13 protein-coding genes and 1 other RNA gene are annotated in these 17,207 nt (G+C 69.4%); 4 read left to right on the top strand and 10 right to left on the bottom strand.

Annotated elements, in window-relative coordinates; genetic code table 11:
* Positions 1-352 precede the first annotated feature (352 nt).
* On the bottom strand, positions 353-949 hold the full coding sequence (gene recR / locus ACWDNU_RS06855) for a recombination mediator RecR (protein WP_043834546.1): 597 nt from the start codon (positions 947-949) through the stop codon (positions 353-355).
* A 3-nt stretch (positions 950-952) separates the two neighbouring features.
* A complete protein-coding gene (locus tag ACWDNU_RS06850; protein WP_344265967.1) occupies positions 953-1,309 on the bottom strand; it encodes a YbaB/EbfC family nucleoid-associated protein in 357 nt (118 codons plus the stop codon).
* A gap of 139 nt (positions 1,310-1,448) precedes the next feature.
* Here ACWDNU_RS06850 and ACWDNU_RS06845 point away from each other — a divergent pair, with 139 nt between their 5' ends.
* Both ACWDNU_RS06845 and ACWDNU_RS06840 read left to right on the top strand, forming a co-directional pair.
* Positions 1,449-2,270, top strand: coding sequence for an N-acetylmuramoyl-L-alanine amidase (locus ACWDNU_RS06845; protein WP_370940629.1), 822 nt, complete (start codon positions 1,449-1,451; stop codon positions 2,268-2,270).
* Positions 2,271-2,375: 105 nt separating this feature from the next.
* The gene (locus tag ACWDNU_RS06840) at positions 2,376-5,480 is read left to right on the top strand and encodes a TIM-barrel domain-containing protein (protein WP_449668068.1); all 3,105 of its coding nucleotides are present in this window, start codon (positions 2,376-2,378) and stop codon (positions 5,478-5,480) included.
* 55 nt (positions 5,481-5,535) lie between these two features.
* Here ACWDNU_RS06840 and ACWDNU_RS06835 read toward each other — a convergent pair whose 3' ends face one another.
* A complete protein-coding gene (locus ACWDNU_RS06835) occupies positions 5,536-7,626 on the bottom strand; it encodes a DNA polymerase III subunit gamma and tau (RefSeq protein WP_449668067.1) in 2,091 nt (696 codons plus the stop codon).
* A 24-nt stretch (positions 7,627-7,650) separates the two neighbouring features.
* Here ACWDNU_RS06835 and ACWDNU_RS06830 point away from each other — a divergent pair, with 24 nt between their 5' ends.
* The gene (locus ACWDNU_RS06830) at positions 7,651-8,523 is read left to right on the top strand and encodes a spermidine synthase (protein ID WP_449668066.1); all 873 of its coding nucleotides are present in this window, start codon (positions 7,651-7,653) and stop codon (positions 8,521-8,523) included.
* A gap of 6 nt (positions 8,524-8,529) precedes the next feature.
* On the opposite strand, the gene ffs is transcribed toward ACWDNU_RS06830, so the two are convergent.
* The 4 genes from ffs to ACWDNU_RS06810 form a co-directional block, all read right to left on the bottom strand.
* An RNA gene (gene ffs, locus ACWDNU_RS06825) (signal recognition particle sRNA small type) lies at positions 8,530-8,629 on the bottom strand.
* A gap of 5 nt (positions 8,630-8,634) precedes the next feature.
* A complete protein-coding gene (locus ACWDNU_RS06820; RefSeq protein WP_449668065.1) occupies positions 8,635-9,129 on the bottom strand; it encodes a GTP-binding protein in 495 nt (164 codons plus the stop codon).
* Between the two features lie 3 nt (positions 9,130-9,132).
* Complete coding sequence (locus ACWDNU_RS06815) at positions 9,133-9,552, bottom strand: roadblock/LC7 domain-containing protein (protein WP_009084595.1); 420 nt, start codon at positions 9,550-9,552, stop codon at positions 9,133-9,135.
* Positions 9,549-11,903 carry a sensor histidine kinase gene (locus ACWDNU_RS06810; protein ID WP_449668064.1) on the bottom strand — a complete coding sequence of 785 codons (2,355 nt, stop codon included), beginning with the start codon at positions 11,901-11,903 and terminating at the stop codon, positions 9,549-9,551. Before ACWDNU_RS06810 ends, ACWDNU_RS06815 begins: the two co-directional genes overlap by 4 nt.
* A 261-nt stretch (positions 11,904-12,164) precedes the next feature.
* Between ACWDNU_RS06810 and ACWDNU_RS06805 the strand changes: the two genes are divergently transcribed.
* Entirely contained in the window at positions 12,165-13,070 is a 906-nt protein-coding gene (locus tag ACWDNU_RS06805) for a serine/threonine dehydratase (RefSeq protein WP_449668063.1), read from the top strand.
* Here the strand turns inward: ACWDNU_RS06805 and ACWDNU_RS06800 are convergent.
* Genes ACWDNU_RS06800 through ACWDNU_RS06790 form a run of 3 tightly spaced genes read right to left on the bottom strand, consistent with a single transcriptional unit; the run spans position 13,057 to position 17,143 of the window.
* On the bottom strand, positions 13,057-14,883 hold the full coding sequence (locus tag ACWDNU_RS06800; protein WP_449668062.1) for a glycosyltransferase family 39 protein: 1,827 nt from the start codon (positions 14,881-14,883) through the stop codon (positions 13,057-13,059). The genes ACWDNU_RS06805 and ACWDNU_RS06800 overlap by 14 nt on opposite strands.
* Positions 14,884-14,928: 45 nt before the next feature.
* On the bottom strand, positions 14,929-16,416 hold the full coding sequence (locus ACWDNU_RS06795) for a sensor histidine kinase (RefSeq protein ID WP_449668061.1): 1,488 nt from the start codon (positions 16,414-16,416) through the stop codon (positions 14,929-14,931).
* A complete protein-coding gene (locus tag ACWDNU_RS06790) occupies positions 16,391-17,143 on the bottom strand; it encodes a response regulator transcription factor (protein WP_043834561.1) in 753 nt (250 codons plus the stop codon). The genes ACWDNU_RS06795 and ACWDNU_RS06790 overlap by 26 nt, the downstream gene beginning before the upstream one ends.
* Positions 17,144-17,207 lie beyond the last annotated feature (64 nt).

Here is a 17,207-nt window from a genome sequence, read left to right as displayed (position 1 = left end):
GCAGCGTGCACGGCCCCCCGGGCCGGGCACGCAGCTCCGTCAGACGCCGACTTAAAGGCGATCCCGCCCGCGACGACGGAGTCGGCGCCAAAAACACAGTTGGCGACCTAACATCAAAACCAGAGCACACGCCACCAGCCCCTCGGCACGAAAGCTCACGACCAACCAGGCCATTCCGGCCCACAGTCGTTCGAGGCCAGTCACCAAACCTCTCGGTCCGAGGACCTCGGCGGCTCCTCTCGTCCCACAAAGAAGAACGACCTGACCTTCCCCACCGGCTTCATCGACCGAGTATCCCAGCGCACAAAAAAGGACACGGCACTACGGCCGTGTCCTTCCCTGCCGAAAGCTCTTACAACGCGCGTCGCCCAGACAACGCCCGCCCCAAAGTCAGCTCATCCGCGAACTCAAGATCCCCACCCATCGGCAACCCCGACGCCAGCCGAGTCACCGACAGCCCAGGAAAATCGCGCAGCATCCGCACGAGGTAGGTAGCCGTAGCCTCCCCCTCGGTATTCGGATCCGTGGCGATAATGATCTCCCGGACATCAGCCTCACCGATGCGCTGCAGCAGTTGCCGCATCCGCAACTGCTCCGGCCCGATCCCCGACAACGGATCCAACGCGCCGCCAAGAACGTGGTAGCGCCCCTTGAACTCGCGGGTCCGCTCGACCGCCAGCACGTCCTTCGGTTCCTCGACCACGCAGATCACCGTGAGGTCGCGGCGTTCGTCGCGGCAGATCCGGCATGTTTCCTGTTCCGAGACGTTGCCGCAGATCTCGCAGAACTGCACGCCTTCCTTGACCTTGCCCAGCACGTCCTGCAGCCGCGCGATGTCCGCGGGGTCGGCGGCCAGCAGGTGGAACGCGATGCGCTGGGCGCTCTTCGGACCGACGCCGGGCAGGCGGCCCAGTTCGTCGATCAGGTCTTGGACGACACCTTCGTACAAGTGTCAGCCGCCGAAGCCGAGGCTGCCGAGGTCCGGCATGCCGCCGCCGAGGCCGCCCGCCAGCGGGCCCAGTTTCTGCTCGGTGAGCTTCTGCGCGCTCGCCGACGCGTCGCGCACCGCGGCGACCACCAGGTCGGCCAGGGTTTCGACGTCTTCCGGGTCGACCACCTTCGGGTCGATGACGAGGCTCTTCAGCTGGCTGTCGCCGGACACCGTCGCGGTGACCAGACCGCCGCCCGCGGTGCCGGTGACCTCGGTGTTGGCGAGTTCCTCCTGGGCCTCCACCAGCTTCTGCTGCATCTGCTGGGCCTGCTGCATGATCTGCGACAGGTCGAAGCCGCCGCCGCCGGGTTGCACCATGATCGCACTCGGTCCTTCCGCGTTTGGGTGTTCCTCCCCAGCCTAGCCGCGCGCCCGGCGCGTCCGTCCTGGCGGCACGCGTGTGCTGTGGCACCGTGGTCGCGTGCGAGCGAAGACACTCCCGCTGCTGACCGGCCTGATGCTGCTCACAGCGTGTTCCGGCGGCGGCGAGACGCCTGCTTCACCGGCCGCTGCGCCGACGTCGAACGCCAGCTCGGCGGCCCCGAGCCCGAGCCCCAGTCCGTCGTCGAGCCCGCCGTCGTCGTCTTCGAGCCCGCCTTCGACGTCCGCGGTTCCGCCGGTCGGCTCGGGCAAGGTCGTGGTGCTCGATCCGGGCCACAACGGCGGCAATGCCTCGCACCCCGGTGAGATCAACCGGCAGGTGCCCGCCGGGCGCGGGCAGACGAAGCCGTGCAACACCACCGGCACGTCGACCAACGCCGGGTACCCCGAGCACGCCTTCACCTTCGCTGTCGCGCAGGAAGTCGGGAATGCGTTGGCGGCCAAGGGAATCAAGGTCGTCTACACGCGGCAGAACGACTCCGGCGTCGGCCCGTGCGTCGACGAGCGCGCGCAGATCGGCAACAATGCGAACGCCGACGCGGTGGTCTCGATCCACGCTGACGGCTCCACTTCGCCGACCGCGCACGGCTTCCACGTCGCGTACTCGGCGCCGCCGTTGAACGCGGCGCAGGGCGAACCGTCGCTGAAGCTGGCCCGCACCATGCGCGACGGAATCCGCGACGACGGCTTCGCCACGTCCACTTACATCGGTTCGGCGGGCCTTTCGCCACGGAACGATCTGGCCGGGCTCAACCTGTCGACCCGCCCGTCCGTGCTCGTCGAGTGCGGCAACATGCGCAACGCCGACGAGGCCGGGCAGATGTCGTCCGCGGCGGGCCGGGCGCACTACGCACAGGCCATCGCGAAGGCGATCGAGGCGTACCTGGCCAGCGCCTGACGCAGAGAGCCGAAAGGGCTACTGAACGGACAGAACACCGGACACCGTCTTCTTTCTTGATCGGTCCCGACTTACCGTCGCTGGGGACTTCTCGAGGAGGCGCCGGTGGCAACATCACTCCGAGGACGACTGGTGCGGCTGCTGGCCGTGACAGCCATGGCGGGCACTCTCGTGTCGACGGGAGTCGCCGAGGCCGCTCCACAGGCGGTGACCGCCGGGCAAGCGCGGTTCGAAGTCCTGTCGCCGACGCTCATCCGGACCGAATACGCGGGCGACGCCAAGTTCGTCGACGCCGGTACGTTCAACGCGATCGGTCGCGGCAGTTTCAGCAAAACCCCTTACACCGCAACCAAACGCGACGGCTGGCTCACCATCCAGACCAGCGCGGTGAAGCTGCGCTACAAGCTCGACTCGGGCGCGTTTTCCGACGACAACCTCACCGTCCAGCTAAGGACCGGCGGCCAGGACGTCACCGCACAGCCGTGGGCGGGCAAGGCGACTCCGGTCTGCGCGTTCGGCGCGCTCTGCGAGGCCGAACAACTGCAGCTCAACGGGCCGGGCACGGCCAGCGACCACCGCGGCTACACCGGCGACGGTTTCGCGGCGGGCTTCATCAATCCCGGCGACAGCCTGTCCTTCCGCGTCACCGCTGCTGGTGACCAGCAGCTGGATCTGCGCTACGCCAACGGAACCGGCGGCGACGGCCAGCACACCACCCGCACCCTCAGCGTCCTGGTGGACGGCACCAACGCACACACCGTCACACTCCCGGCCACCGCTGACTGGGACACCTGGGCCCTTGCGACCGTGCCGGTCACCCTTCCTGCAGGACAGCACCAGGTGACCATCAAACGCGGCACCGCCGACTCGGGCAACGTCAACATCGACAGCCTCGCCGTGGTCAACCCCGGTGCCGCGTACCCACAGCCCGTGCCGCCCGCCCCGACGCCGTGCGCTTTCGGCGTTCTGTGCGAAGCCGAACAAGGCGCACTTTTCGGCGGCGCGCACCCGGCCAGCGACCACGACGGGCACTCCGGCAAAGCCTTCCTGGCAGGCATGGAACGCGCCGGGGCGTCCGACGCGCTGACGATCACCGGCGTCCCCGCCGACGGCTCCTACGATCTGCAACTCCGCTACGCCGACGCGACCGCCGTTTCCGGCCAAACCCAGCCGACCTCGTTGACGCTCCAAGCCAACGGCACCTCGACCAACCTGACCCTGCCGTCGACCAGCAGCTGGAATTCGTGGCGTACCAACACAATCCCGGTCAACCTCAAGGCTGGCACCAACACCGTCACGCTGTCCTGCCCGGACGCGAACTGCCACGTCAACCTCGACACCGTCGCCATCACCGGAGCGCATTCGGCACTACTAGCCCCGCACGCGCCGCTCGGCGGTTACCGTCGCGGCCTCGACGGCGTGGACGGCAGTGCAGTCTCCGCACCAGGAATCCTGTACCAGGACGGTTGGTCCCTCCTCGACGACACCGCCTCGGCGCTGTACGACCCGCGCACCAAAGTCGTCACCCAGCGGCCGAGCAGCGAGAGCTACCAGGACGGATACGTCTTCGCCTACGGCCAGAACTACGGCCGCGCACTGCAGGAACTGGCCCAGCTGACCGGACCGTCGCTGTTGCTTCCCCGCTGGGCCTACGGCGTCTGGTACTCCGAGTACTACGACCGCACAGCCGCCGACTTCCAGCAGACGATCGTGCCCAAGTTCCGCGAACAGCACGTGCCGCTCGACATGCTCGTCGTCGACACCGACTTCAAATCGCCGGACCGGTGGAACGGCTGGGAAATCGACCCGACCCGCTTCCCCGACCCCAAGGCGTTCTTCCAGTGGGCACACGACCAGGGCCTGCACACGTCGCTGAACATCCACCCGAGCATCCGCGGCGACGACCCGCAGTTCCCGGCAGCGCAGGCGACCGCGAAGGGCAAACTCCAGCCCAGCTGCGGAAAAGACTGCTACGTCTTCGATTTCGGCGACCCCGACCAGCTGCGAGCCTACTTCGACCTGCACCGGCCGATGGAGCAGCAGGGCAACGACGTCTGGTGGCTCGATTGGTGTTGTGACGCCTCGAAATCCAGCCTCGCCGGGGTCACTCCGGACGCGTGGATCAACCAGCAGTACGCACAGCGCAACGGCTTCGCGTTCTCCCGCGCGTACGGCTCGCTGCAAGCCGGTGGATACAGCTCGCCGACAGCCGTGCCGACCGGGCCGTGGGCCGACAAGCGCACCACGCTGCACTTCACCGGTGACACCATTTCCGACTGGGCCACGCTGGCTTTCGAGGTCGGCTACACACCCGGCGAATCCGCGGCGACGGGTCTGGCTTCGATCAGCCACGACATCGGCGGCCACACCGGCGGTTTGCAGCAGCCAGGCACGGAACCGGGCAGCACGAAACTGCCGGACGACCTGTACGCACGCTGGGTGCAACTCGGGACGTTCCAGCCGATCGACCGGCTGCACTCCAACCACAGCGACCGGTTGCCCTGGCAGTACGGAGCCGCTGCGGACGCGTCAGCGACGAAGTTCCTTAACCTGCGCGAAAACCTCGTGCCGTACACGTACACGCTCGCCCAGCAGGCCACCGCGACCGGGATGCCGATCGTGCGGCCGCTGTACCTGCAATATCCGGATCAGCAAGAGGCTTACGCCCAAGCTGGCGGCGAATACCTGTACGGCCCGGATGTCCTCGTGGCTCCCGCGACCAACCCGGGCACCACGACGACCACGAGCGTCTGGTTCCCGCCGGGCAATGACTGGACCGACTACTTCACCGGCAAGACCTACCGGGGCGGCACCACCGCGCAGATCACCACCGGTCTGGACACGATGCCGGTGTTCCTGCGCTCCGGCGGAATCATGGTCACCCGCAGCGGAAACGTCGCCGGTGATGCGCATGATCCGCTTACCGCCGCGACGGCCACGGTGGCGGGCGGCCACAACGGTGCCTTCACTCTCTCCGAGCAGGGCAGCACGACTTCCTTGCGCTACACCGAAAACGCCCACTCATCGATGCTCTCGATTGGCAGCACGCAGCGGGCGTGGACCGTCCGGTTCACCAACGCGACCGCACCGTCTGCGGTGTACGTGGACGGTCGTCGCAGCGGAGCCTGGACCTGGGACGCCGCGAGCCGGACGGTAACCGTGCAGGCACCGCCGACGCCGCACCCGCTGAACGTGCGGCTCGTGCGGTAGGCGGCCTCGTGAGTGTTGATCACGGTTCTAACCGCGATCAACACTCACGAGAGCCTCAGTCCAGCGGACGCGCGCCGAGGTGGTCGGAGAGGAGTTTGCGCGCGATCTGCTCCGGGTCCTCCTCCGCGGGCGGCGGCGGAGGCGGCGGGACCGGGCTGGAGTCCTCGGAGTAGATGTCGTCGTCCTCGTCCGAGGGTTCGGGCGGGAGCGGGATGTCCGGCTCGCTCGTCGTGACGCGGGGACGGCTCGGCGCTTCCGCCGCGGGCTTCGGCGGGGCCGGAGGCGCAGCGGCGGCCGCCGGGGGCTGCGCGGACGCGGACGGACGGGTGAACGACCGTTCCGGAGCCGGTGCCGCCGGTTGCTGCCGGGGAGCCTGCCGAGCCGGAGCGGCGGCCGGGGCCGCGCCGTGCACGCAGCGGACCTGCCATTCGCCGCCGAGCACCTCGCTCAGCCCGGCCGCGATCTTGCTCGCGTTGCCCTGATCGCTCAGCCGCCGGGCGAGCGGTTCGGACTTGTGCGTCAACGTGACCGCGGAACCGTCGACCTCGGCGACCGCGGCCTGCGTGAGCATGGCTTCGAGCGCGCGACCGCCGGTGAACTTCCGCAGCGACGCCAGCAGTTGCGGCCATTTCTCGCGCACCTTGGCCGCGTCGATCCCACCCGCCGCCGGGGCTTCCTCAGGAGCAGCCGGAGCGGTCGGGGCCTCCGGCTCGGGAGCAGGCGCGGCAGCAGCCGGAGCAGGCGTTTCCACGGGAGCCGGACGGCTGACCTCCGGCCGAGCCGGGCGCGCGGGTTCCTCCGCAGCCGGACGGGCCGGTGCCGGGGTCGGTGCGGCGGGAGCTTCCTGAGCCGGACGCTGCGAAGGCCGCTGGAACCGAGCCGGAGCCTCCGCCGGGGCAGCGGAAGCAGCCGGAGCGGACGCGGGACCGGCATTCGGTGCGGGAGCAGGCCCAGGAGCAACAGCGGGACCAGCCGGAGCGGGCGCACCAGCCGGACGCCGCTCGAGCCGTTCGATCCGCGCCAGCAAGGCTTTCTCCGCCTCGGTGACCGACGGCAGCAGCATCCGCGCGCAGAGCAGTTCGAGCACGAGCCGCGGCGACGTCGCGCCGCGCATCTCGAGAAGTCCACTGTGGACAATGTCGGCGTAGCGGGACAGCGTGGCCGGGCCGAGCTTCTCGGCCTGCTCGGTCATCCGCTTCAGCTCGTCGTCCGGCGCGGCGACCAGTCCGCGGTCGGCCGCTTCCGGGACCGCGCGCATCAGCAGCAGGTCGCGCAGCCGGTCGAGGAGGTCAGTGGCGAAGCGGCGCGGGTCGTGTCCGGCGTCGGCGAGTTTCTCGACGGTGCCGAACACTTCGGCGGGGTTATCGTTCGCGAGCCCGTCGACCACCGCGTCGATCAGCGCGGTGTCCGTGACGCCGAGCAGCGACACCGCACGCGGGTACGTGACGCCTTCCGGACCGGCACCGGCGAGCAGCTGGTCCAGCACCGATTGCGTGTCGCGCGCGGAACCGCCGCCGGCGCGGATCACCAGCGGGTACACCGCCGGTTCGACCGTCGCGCCCTCGGCGGCGACGTTGCGCTCCAGCAGTTCCCGCATCGAGCTCGGCGGGATCAGCCGGAACGGGTAGTGGTGCGTCCGCGAGCGGATGGTGGTGAGCACCTTGTCCGGCTCGGTGGTCGCGAAGATGAAGATGAGGTGCTCTGGCGGTTCCTCGACGATCTTCAGCAGGGCGTTGAAGCCCTGCGTGGTGACCATGTGCGCCTCGTCGATGATGAACACGCGGTAGCGCGATTCGGCGGGCGCGTAGAACGCCTTGTCCCGCAGTTCGCGGGCGTCGTCCACGCCGCCGTGGCTGGCCGCGTCGAGTTCGGTGACGTCGACGCTGCCGGGGCCTTCCGGCGCGAGCGCGCGGCACGAGTTGCACTCGCCGCACGGATCCGGGGTCGGGCCTTGGGCGCAGTTGAGCGAGCGGGCCATGATCCGCGCGCTCGACGTCTTGCCGCAGCCGCGCGGCCCGGAGAACAGGTACGCGTGGTTGATGCGCCCGGCGGCCAGCGCCGTGCGCAGCGGTTCGGTCACATGCTCCTGGCCGACGACCTCGGCGAAGGTCGCCGGACGGTACTTCCGGTACAGCGCGAGAGCCACGTGCCCGAGACTACAGTGAGCACGGTGAGCCCCTCCCGTTCCGGTCGCGGCCGTGCGCCGAGCGGCCCGCGACCGGGCAGTTACCCGGTGCGGTTCGGGACCGCCGAGCTGCTGCGCGACGCCGATCGGCCCAACGCCTGGATGCTTTCGGTGGACGGGGTGGCGCAGTCTTACGTCGATCTGGACGACCCGACGAACCTGGAGTTCGACTATGTACGCCGGCTCGGCGATCTGGTCGACTTCCTTCCGCCCGGACCGCTCGACGCGCTGCACGTCGGCGGCGCGGGCTGTTCCCTGCCGCGCTACGTCGCCGCGACGCGACCGGGTTCGCGACAGCTGGTGTTCGACGCTGACGAGCCCCTGATCAACCTGGTCCGCGAACAACTCGACCTGCGCAGCGTCCCGAAGCTGCGAGTACGGATCGAGGACGGCCGCGCGGGCGTGCGCAGCAGGCACGACGCGACGGCGGACTTGATCGTGATCGACGCCTTCGAACGCGCGACGCTGGCTGGCGGCCTGGCGACCGTCGAATTCGTGACGGACGTCGCCCGCGTGCTGCGACCGGGAGCCACGATGCTGGCGAACATCTCCGACGGGCCTGGGTTGCGGTTCGCGCGCCGGTTCATCGCGACGCTGGCGGAGGTGTTTCCGCACGTCGTCCTGCTCGCCGAACCCAGCGTGCTGCGCGGCCGGCGATTCGGCAATCTCGTGCTGGCCGCCTCGCGGCTCGAACTGCCGACGGCGGATCTGACCCGGCGCGCGGCGTCTTCGCCGTATCCGGCGCGGGTGGTGCACGGGGATGAGCTGCGTCAGCTTAGGGGGAAGGCCGCATCGGTGTCCGACGCGGAAGAGCTGCCCTCGCCGGTGCCGCCGGATGACGTCCTCGGCCTGTTCTAGGCATAAAAAAAGCGGGTTCCCCCCGTACCCGCCAGAGCCCGCTTATCCTTGCTGCCTTCCGGCCCTGGGGAAGTTCACAGGGTGGACGCCACGGGGGGTCCCCGCAGACGACTATAGCGGACTCGGTTGCGGCACCTCCGACCCCCGCGCCACCCCGGCCCCGACGAGGTCGAGCACCTCCCGCACGGACGCCGGGTCGCGGGCGTCGAACGGATGCACCGGGACGCCGTCGCGCACGGTCAGCGCCCAGCGCACGTCGTGCAGCGGCCGGGTGAGCAGGCCGTCGAAGCAGTTCACCCCGACCACGAACGGCAGCCGCATGCCTTCGACCGCGTCGAGCACCGGGTAGGCGTCGGCGATCCGGCGCGGGTCGACCACCACGAGCACGGCATCCGCGCCCCGCAGGAGGTCCGGCCAGCGGAACCAGAACCGGGCCTGCCCGGGGGCGCCGAACAGGTACCGCCGCCGCTCGCCTTCGCCGAGCCTGCCGAAGTCGAGCGCCGCGGTGGTGTCGCCGGCGTCGGTGCGCACCGGCGCGATCTCCGAAACGGCGTGCACCGCTGTCGTTTTCCCGGCTCCGGCCGGGCCAAGCACGAGAATCTTCACGGGTCAGGCGAACGCGGTGTTCTTCAACTCCTCGACCAGCGCGGGGGTAAGGACTTCGGACGCGCGGTTGGCGAACATCGCCATCTCGTAGGCGATCGTGCCGAGGCTGGCCTGCTTGTTGGCCAGCACGCCGAGCGAGCAGCCGATGCTGATGGTGCAGACCACCAGGTAGCCGCGTTCCAGTTCGACCACGACCTTGTCCGGATCGCCGAGCGGATGGCTTTCGGACACGCTCTGGGCCAGCGCGAGCATCGCCGAGCAGGTCGCCGCGAGCCGGTCGGCGTCCGCGCGGTCGAGGTCCTGCGACGCGGCGATCAGCAGCCCGTCCGCGGACACGGCGAGTGCGGCGATCGCGCCCGCGGTGTGCAGCGCGAAGCGGTTGACCAGCCAGTTGAAGTTCTGCGCGGCGGCGGGAACGGTCATGATCCTCCTTGATCGGCCTGCTGAGCGGTGACTTGCTGTGCTTTGGCGACGCCGTCGGAAAACGAGTCGAAGGTGGCCCGTTCGGCGGCCGGATCGCGCAATTCGCGACGCGGCAACGGGGTGCGGACGATCTGCGGCAGTTTGAGCCCGGGGGCCAGCTGGGCACCGGGAACGCGGCGGTAGACGCCGTCTCGGGATTCCGGTGGCACCACGGTGAACTGGTGCGTCGGGGACGGGTCCGCGACGTCCTGCGCTTCCGAAGTGTCCTTTTCGGACTCTTCAGCTTCTTCGGTCTCTTCGGTTTCTTCGGGGAGTTCCAGTGTTCCGGCGCGCGAGGCGAATTCCGGTTCCGCCTCCGGCCATTGCGGCGTCTCGGCCTGCTCCGGCTCTTCGGTTTCGAGTTCCGGCGGGTCGATGAACCACCGGAATCCGGCCGGAGTCGGCGCGGACAGCGCGGCGATCGCGGGCGCGGGCAGCAGCACCGGACGCGGGTCCGGCACCTGTCCCGGTTCGAAAAGCCCTGGCCCGCGACGGAAATCGACGTCGCGGGTGAACAGCGCCTGCGGCACCGAAACCCGGGCCGTCACGCCACCGTCCGGAGTGGACTCCAGCTCGACGCGCAGCGAATGCCGCTGGGCGAGCCGTCCGACCACGGCCAGTCCGAGCTGCTGCCCGGACGCCGCGTCGACCGGTTCGGCGAGCCGCCGGTTCTCCTGCGCCAGCCGGTCCGCGGACAGCCCGACGCCGTGATCGGCGATGCGCACCAGCAGATCGCCGGACGGCTGGAACTCCGTCGAAATCTCCACCGCGGATTCCGGCGGCGAGAAGGCAGCGGCGTTTTCCAGCAGTTCGGCGAACAGCAGCACCAGGTCGATCCCCAGCGACGGCGCGAGCAGCGCCTCCGCCGGTTCGTCGAGCCGGATCCGGGATTCGTCGTCGATTTCCGCAGCGGCCGAGCGCAACGCGGTAGCCAGTTCGATCGGACCGCCGACCCGGGTTTCGTCCCGATTTCCGGTCACCACAAGCAGATCGTCGGCAGTGCGGCGCAGCCGGAGCGCGGCGTGCTCCACGCGGTGCAGCCCGGCGAGCAACACCGGATCGTCCGCGCTGCGCGTCAATTCCTCGACCACCGTGCGCTGGCCCGCGACCAGGTTCTGCGTACGCTTGGCCGCTCCGACGAGCAACTGGACTCCGGCGCGGCGCGCGTTCGCCTGCTCGGTCACCGCATCAACGCCAGCGCTGCGGAGCCGGTTGAACGCGGCGGCCAGCTCGGCCAGTTCACCGCCGGTTCCGGCTTCGAGAGCGGGCAGCGACGGTTGCGGCGGCCCCGATCCCGGCTCGGCGACCTGAACCAATTCAGCGGCAGCCAGGTCGGCGGTCGAGCGCGCTTGCGTGCTCAGCCTGCGCAGCGGCCGGACGACGGATCGTGCGGCCAGCACGGACAAAGCGGCAACGAGTCCGAAAAGGACAATCGCGGCACCGCCGATGATGGACGCCGTCCGGGTCGCGCTGGACGACTGCGCGGAGACAGCGTCGGCGATCGCCCCGGAAAGCCGGGCTTCGACCGCACCGCGCTGATCGGCGAGTTGAGTACCGGCAGTGACCACATCGGACACAAACTGTCGATCTTGCCTCGGCGCGGCAGCCAGCCGGTCGAACTGTTGAGCCGTCGCGCCAGTCTCGACCGCCGCGAGCTGCGCCGCGTCCTGGCTTCCGGCCAGCCGGGCAAACTGTTCTCCGTAGACGGCGGCGCGCTGACCTGCGCGGTCAGGGCCGGTGGACGCGATCAGCGCGGTCGCCCGGGCCGCGCGCTGTTCGTCCGCGCGCAGCAGGGCGTCGAGGGCGTTGAGCTGCCGGGCACCAGTACCGTCCGAAGTGGCCAGTCCCAGTGCGTCGATCACGCCGACGGACAAGGAATCGTAGCCAGACGCCACGTCAGCTACGGAAACCTGACGATTGAGCACGTTCTGCCGCAGTTTCGACAGCGCCCCGCCCGGGCTGATCAGGCTGTCCGCGACGCCGTGCGCAGCGCTGTCCACCGCTTGCCGCTGCCGGACGAGCGCCGTAGTGGTGGCCGACGGGTCGGTGACAAAAGCGGCCGTGAGCAGGCTTTCCTGCTGCAACTGTCCGATCAGGCCGCCCGCTCGCTGCGCCCGGGCCGCGGCGTCCGAAGCGGTCGCGGCCGTCGACACGGCTGTGACCTGGGCAAAGACGAGCGGAACCGCCGCCGCTACGACCAGGACCAGCGGAGCTACGACCAACACGGTCACTCGCGCTTGCACAGTGCGGAGTCCGAGGCGGTCGAGCAGCCGCGCAGCGGATTCAGGCGACCGGGCCGAGCCGTCGCGCATCCACGTCACCTTCCGTTCCCGAGGAGTCCCGACGAGACCGAGGCGTGGAGTGCACCGAACGGGGACACCCGCAGAAAGCTACTACTCTCAGTAGTACTCGTCGCGGTACGCACATGGTCGGACACCCCACGTCTGCGCAGAGCTTAGCGAGATCCGCAAGATCTAGACAATGCCCTCTTGTACCGTGTCGCGCCCTGACACGCTGGGGTTTTCCCGGCGAGCGGCACGCACGCGAGTACGCCAGGGAGGAGAATGGCCGATATGCGCACCCCGCCTGTCGCCGCCGACGTCGCCGCTGCCCATCTCCGCCTCCGGCCACACGTCCGGTGGACGCCGCTGTTACGCACCGAAATCGACGGGCGTCCGCTCGTCCTCAAGCTGGAGCACCTCCAGCGGTCTGGTTCGTTCAAGCTCCGCGGCGCGGTAAACGCCCTGCTCACCGGCGCTAAGCCGAAGCGAGTGGTCACGGCGTCGGGTGGCAATCACGGCCTCGGCGTCGCCACCGCCGCGCAGGCGCTGGGCATTCCCGCCGTCGTCTACGTGCCGGAGTCCGTGCCCGAAGCGAAGGCCGCGGGCATCGAAGCGGCGGGCGCGAAGCTCATCCGGCATGGCACGGCCTACGCCGAAGCCGCGGCAGCCGCGCTGGCGGTCGCCGCGGAACCTGGCACCCGCTATCTGCACGCGTACGACGACGCCGACGTGATCGCCGGCCAAGGGACCGCGACCGCGGAGATCGTGGCCGACGCACCGGACGTCGACGCCGTCGCCGTCGCGGTGGGCGGCGGCGGGCTGGCGTCCGGTGCGACGCTGGCGTCCGGCGGCCGTCAGGTGTTCGCGGTGGAGCCGGAGCACTGCCAAGCGCTGCATGCCGCCCTCGCCGCGGGCGAGCCGGTGGACGTCACCATCGACTCGGTCGCCGCTTCCGCGCTCGGCGCGACCCGCGTCAGCGAGCTGGCGTTCGGCATCCTCAACTCGCCGTCGGTCACCTCCGTGCTGGTCTCCGACGCCGAGATCCTCGCCGCGCGCGACCTGCTGTGGCGCGACTTCCGGCTCGCCGTCGAACCCGCCGCCGCGGCACCGCTGGCCGCCTGGCTCGCCGGGCGCATCCCGGCCGAGCTGCCGTGTTTTGTCTTGTGCGGAGCCAATATCTCGGTCAGCTTTGCGTGAGGTCGTACACCTTCGCGCCGCCGACCGTGGTGGCGGGGAAGTGCTGCTCGACCCAGCTCGTGATCTTCCCCGAGGTGCCGCGGCTGCCGCCAAAGCCGCCAGGGCCGCCACGGCCGTTGCGCGCGGCCACGACGAAGTAGTGGATGTCGCCGCTTGCCACGTACTGCTGGAATTGCGCGAGCGTCGGCGCGGGGTCGCTGCCGCTGAAGCCGCCGACCGCGAGCACCGGTTTGCCGCTGTTCAACGCCAGGCCAGCGGCCTGCATCGCACCGGTTTCGGCGGCGGCCCACTTCGTTGTCGTGGTCTCCAGCAGCCGGTTAAGCTCCACATTGGACTGTTGCGGCCCGCCGAAACTGACGCGGCCCTTGCGCTCACTTTGCGGCCCGGATGCCGGACTTCCACCGGTATGCGCCGTCGCAGCGGTAGCCACGGTGAAAGACGCCATCCCCAGCAACGCAGCCACGATCGCCAGCCCCGCGACGACTCGGCGCGCAGTCCCGATCAGCAACGCGACCACGCCTAGGACGCCGAGCACCAGCACGGTGTACCGCACCCACGGCTGCCAGTTCGGCGTCCGGTGCAGCAGCACGAAAGTCCACGCGACGGTCGCCGCCAGCATCACCGCAAGCACCACTCGCGGGGCCAGGTAAGCGCGGCCGCGCCACAGTTCGGTCGCGGAAATCGCTACTGTGGCGGCGATTCCCGGCGCGAGCGCGACCGTGTAGTACGGGTGGATGATCCCGCTCATGTAGCTGAACACAAGAGCGCTGACCACCGTCCAGGCACCCCAGAGCAGCAATGCTGCCCGCGTGCGATCAGTGCGCGGCGCTCGGCGGCTGAACCACAGCCCGGCCACGAGCCCGATCAAGGCGGCGGGCAACAGCCAGGACGCCTCGCCGCCGAATTGCTGAGTGAACAACCGAGTCAAGCCAGCTTGGCCGCCAAAGCCATGCTCAGCGCCGGGAAACTCCGGCAATTTGGGTCGCGCGTCCCCACCGTGCGACTGGCCGAAAATCCGGCCGAGTCCGTTGTACCCGAAGGCCAATTCCAGCACGCTGTTGTTCGTCGACCCGCTGATGTACGGCCGGTCGGCCACCGGCCACAACGCCACCGCGAGCACCCACCAGCCCGCGGAAACCACCACCGCACCGGCAGCGGCGAGCAGTTGCCACACCCGCCGTCCCAGCGAAGTCGGCGCAGCCACCGCGTACGCGAGCACGAAGGCGGGCAACACCAGGAACGCCTGCAGCATCTTGTCGAGGAATCCGAAGCCGATCGCGACGCCCGCCAGCAGCAACCACTTCGTGCTCGCGTTTTCCAGCGCTCGCACCAGGAAATACCCGCCAGCCACCAGGAGCAGCACGAGGAACGCGTCCGGATTGTTGAACCGGAACATCAACGCGGCCACCGGAGTGAGCGCGAGCAACGCCCCGGCCAGTAGCCCGGCCACAGGACTGGAAAGCCGCCGCACCGCCAAATACAGCAGCCCGACCGAGCCGACGCCCGCCAGCGCGTCCGGCACCAGCATGCTCCAGTTGGAGAATCCGAAGATCCGCCCGGACAATCCCATCATCCACAGGGAAAGCGGCGGTTTGTCGACGGTGACCACGTTGCCCGGATCGAGCGAGCCGAAGAACCACGCTTTCCAGTCCCACGTGCCCGCCTGCACGGCCATCGCGTAGAAATCGTTGCCCCAACCGGAAATCGCGATATTGGTGAGGTACAGCGCGGCAGTGCCGAGCAGCAACACCGCGACCGCGGGCCGGACCCAGCGTGGCGTGCCCACCAGGACGGGCGCGTCGACAGTCGTCATGCCCGCAATTCTCACGGCCCGTGCTGTGCGCGGGCTGTGAATCACTCACGAAGGAGTGTTGCCACCGTCACGCAATTGCGGGAACGCGGCAACGAATTCGGTCCGCCCCGGCCCGCTGGTGACCATCACCCGTCCGGAATGCGCGGCTACGACCGCGGCGACAATCGCCAGCCCAAGCCCGGTACTCCCAGCGGCGCGCGAACGAGAATTGTCGCCACGGGCGAACCGCTCGAATACCTCGGGCAGGATTTCCGGCGGAATTCCCGGCCCATCGTCCACAACGGACAAAGTGACCCATCCGTCTCGTGTGGACAGTGCGGTCGTGACCGTGGTGCCCGCGGGCGTGTGCGTTCGGGCGTTGCCGAGGAGGTTCAGCACCACCTGGTGCAGTTGCCCGGAATCGCCCAGCACCGCGATGGGTTCGCCCGGAAGCTCTAGCAGCCACTTGTGGTCCGGTCCGGCGACGTGTGAATCGGCGACCGCGTCCGCGACCAGCCGGGACAAATCGACCGGCTGGTGCACCACCGGACGTCCGGAGTCGAGCCGGGCGAGCAGCAGCAGGTCTTCCACGAGCGTCGTCATCCGCGCCGATTCGGATTCCACCCGGCTCATCGCGAACGCGATGTCCGGCGGCACCTGTTCGCCGCTGCGCCGGGTCAATTCCGCGTACCCGCGAATCGCGGCGAGCGGAGTGCGCAATTCGTGGCTCGCGTCCGCGACGAACCGCCGCACCCGGCTTTCGCTGGCTTGGCGGGCGGCGAGCGCCTCAGCGATGTGGCCCAGCATCCGGTTGATCGCCGAGCCGACCTTGCCGACCTCGGTTCGCGGATCAGTGTCCACTTCGGGCACTCGCTCGGACAGCGCGACCTCGCCGCGGTCCAGCGGCAGTTCGGAAACCCGGGAAGCGGTGGCGGCGAGCCGGTCGAGCGGAGCCATCGTGCGCCGGATCGTGACCGCACCGGCGAATCCGGCAACGAGAATGCCGCCGAGCGCGACGCCGCCGAAGATGAATCCCAGCCGCCACAACGTTTCCGCGACCCGGCTCATCGGCAAGCCGATCACGGTGAACTCGCCGCGCGGCGAATACGTCGACACCACCCGGTATTTTCCGAGGTTCCCGGGCATCTCGACCGTGCGACGCTGGCCGTTCGGCGCGAGCACGAGCAGGACCCGTTCCTGCTCCGACGACAGCGGGACGAGACCGAACGGACCGATCACCTGTCCGTTGACCGCTCCATTGTGGACGACCAGGCTGAGCGTCCCCTCGGGCTGGCCGAGCACGCGCAACGGATCCGGCGGCGCCTTGCCGGTGCCGTTGATGGGCGGCCGCGGCACACCGTGCCGGAACCCGCGGTCGCTCGCCGCCGCCAGCTGCTGATCGAGCTGCCCGACGAGAAAGCTGTTCAACGCGAGTTCGGTGACCACGCCGACCACGACGCAGACCAGCGCGAGCAGCGCCGCCAGCTGCATGATCAGCCGGCGGCGCAACGACCACGGACGGCGGCGCTCAGCCCGCGGCGGGTTTGAGGACATACCCGGCGCCGCGCATGGTGTGGATCATCGGTTCCCGATCGGCGTCGATTTTCTTGCGGAGATAGGAAATGTACAGCTCGACGATATTGGCCTGGCCGCCGAAATCGTAGCTCCACACGCGGTCGAGGATCTGCGCCTTCGACAGCACCCGGCGCGGATTGCGCATCAGGTAGCGCAGCAATTCGAACTCGGTCGCGGTGAGCGGCACCAGATCGCCGCCGCGGTGCACCTCGCGGCTGTCCTCGTCCAGCGTCAAATCGCCGACCACCAGCTGCGATCCGGTCGAACCGGAAACGCCGCCCGCCCGGCGCAGCAGCGCGCGCAGCCGCAACGCCACCTCTTCGAGACTGAACGGCTTGGTCACGTAATCGTCGCCGCCCGCGGTGAGCCCGGCGATCCGGTCTTCCACCGCGTCTTTCGCGGTCAGGAAAAGAACGGGCAGATAAGGCGTTTCGGCGCGCATCCGGCGCAGCACCTCGAGCCCGTCGAAATCGGGCAGCATCACGTCGAGCACCACGGCGTCCGGCCGGAAATCGCGGCCGACGCGCACCGCCTCGGCTCCGGTGCCCGCGCTGCGCACCTCCCAGCCCTCCATCCGCAGGGCCATCGACACGAGTTCGGCCAGCGTCGATTCGTCGTCGACGACCAGCACGCGGACCGGGCTGCCGTCCGCGCGGCGCAGTTCGGCCTTGCCCCGGCCGGCAGATGCGGCGTTCACACTGCTCATGGTGCCATCTTCAGGGCCCGCCTTCAGGTCGAGCTGTGCCCCGGCTGTGCGTTTCCTGTGCGGT

This window comes from Amycolatopsis sp. NPDC003676 (genome assembly GCF_053587275.1).
Note: the sequence above shows the minus strand (reverse complement) of the source record. Positions and strands in the feature narration are given on the sequence as shown.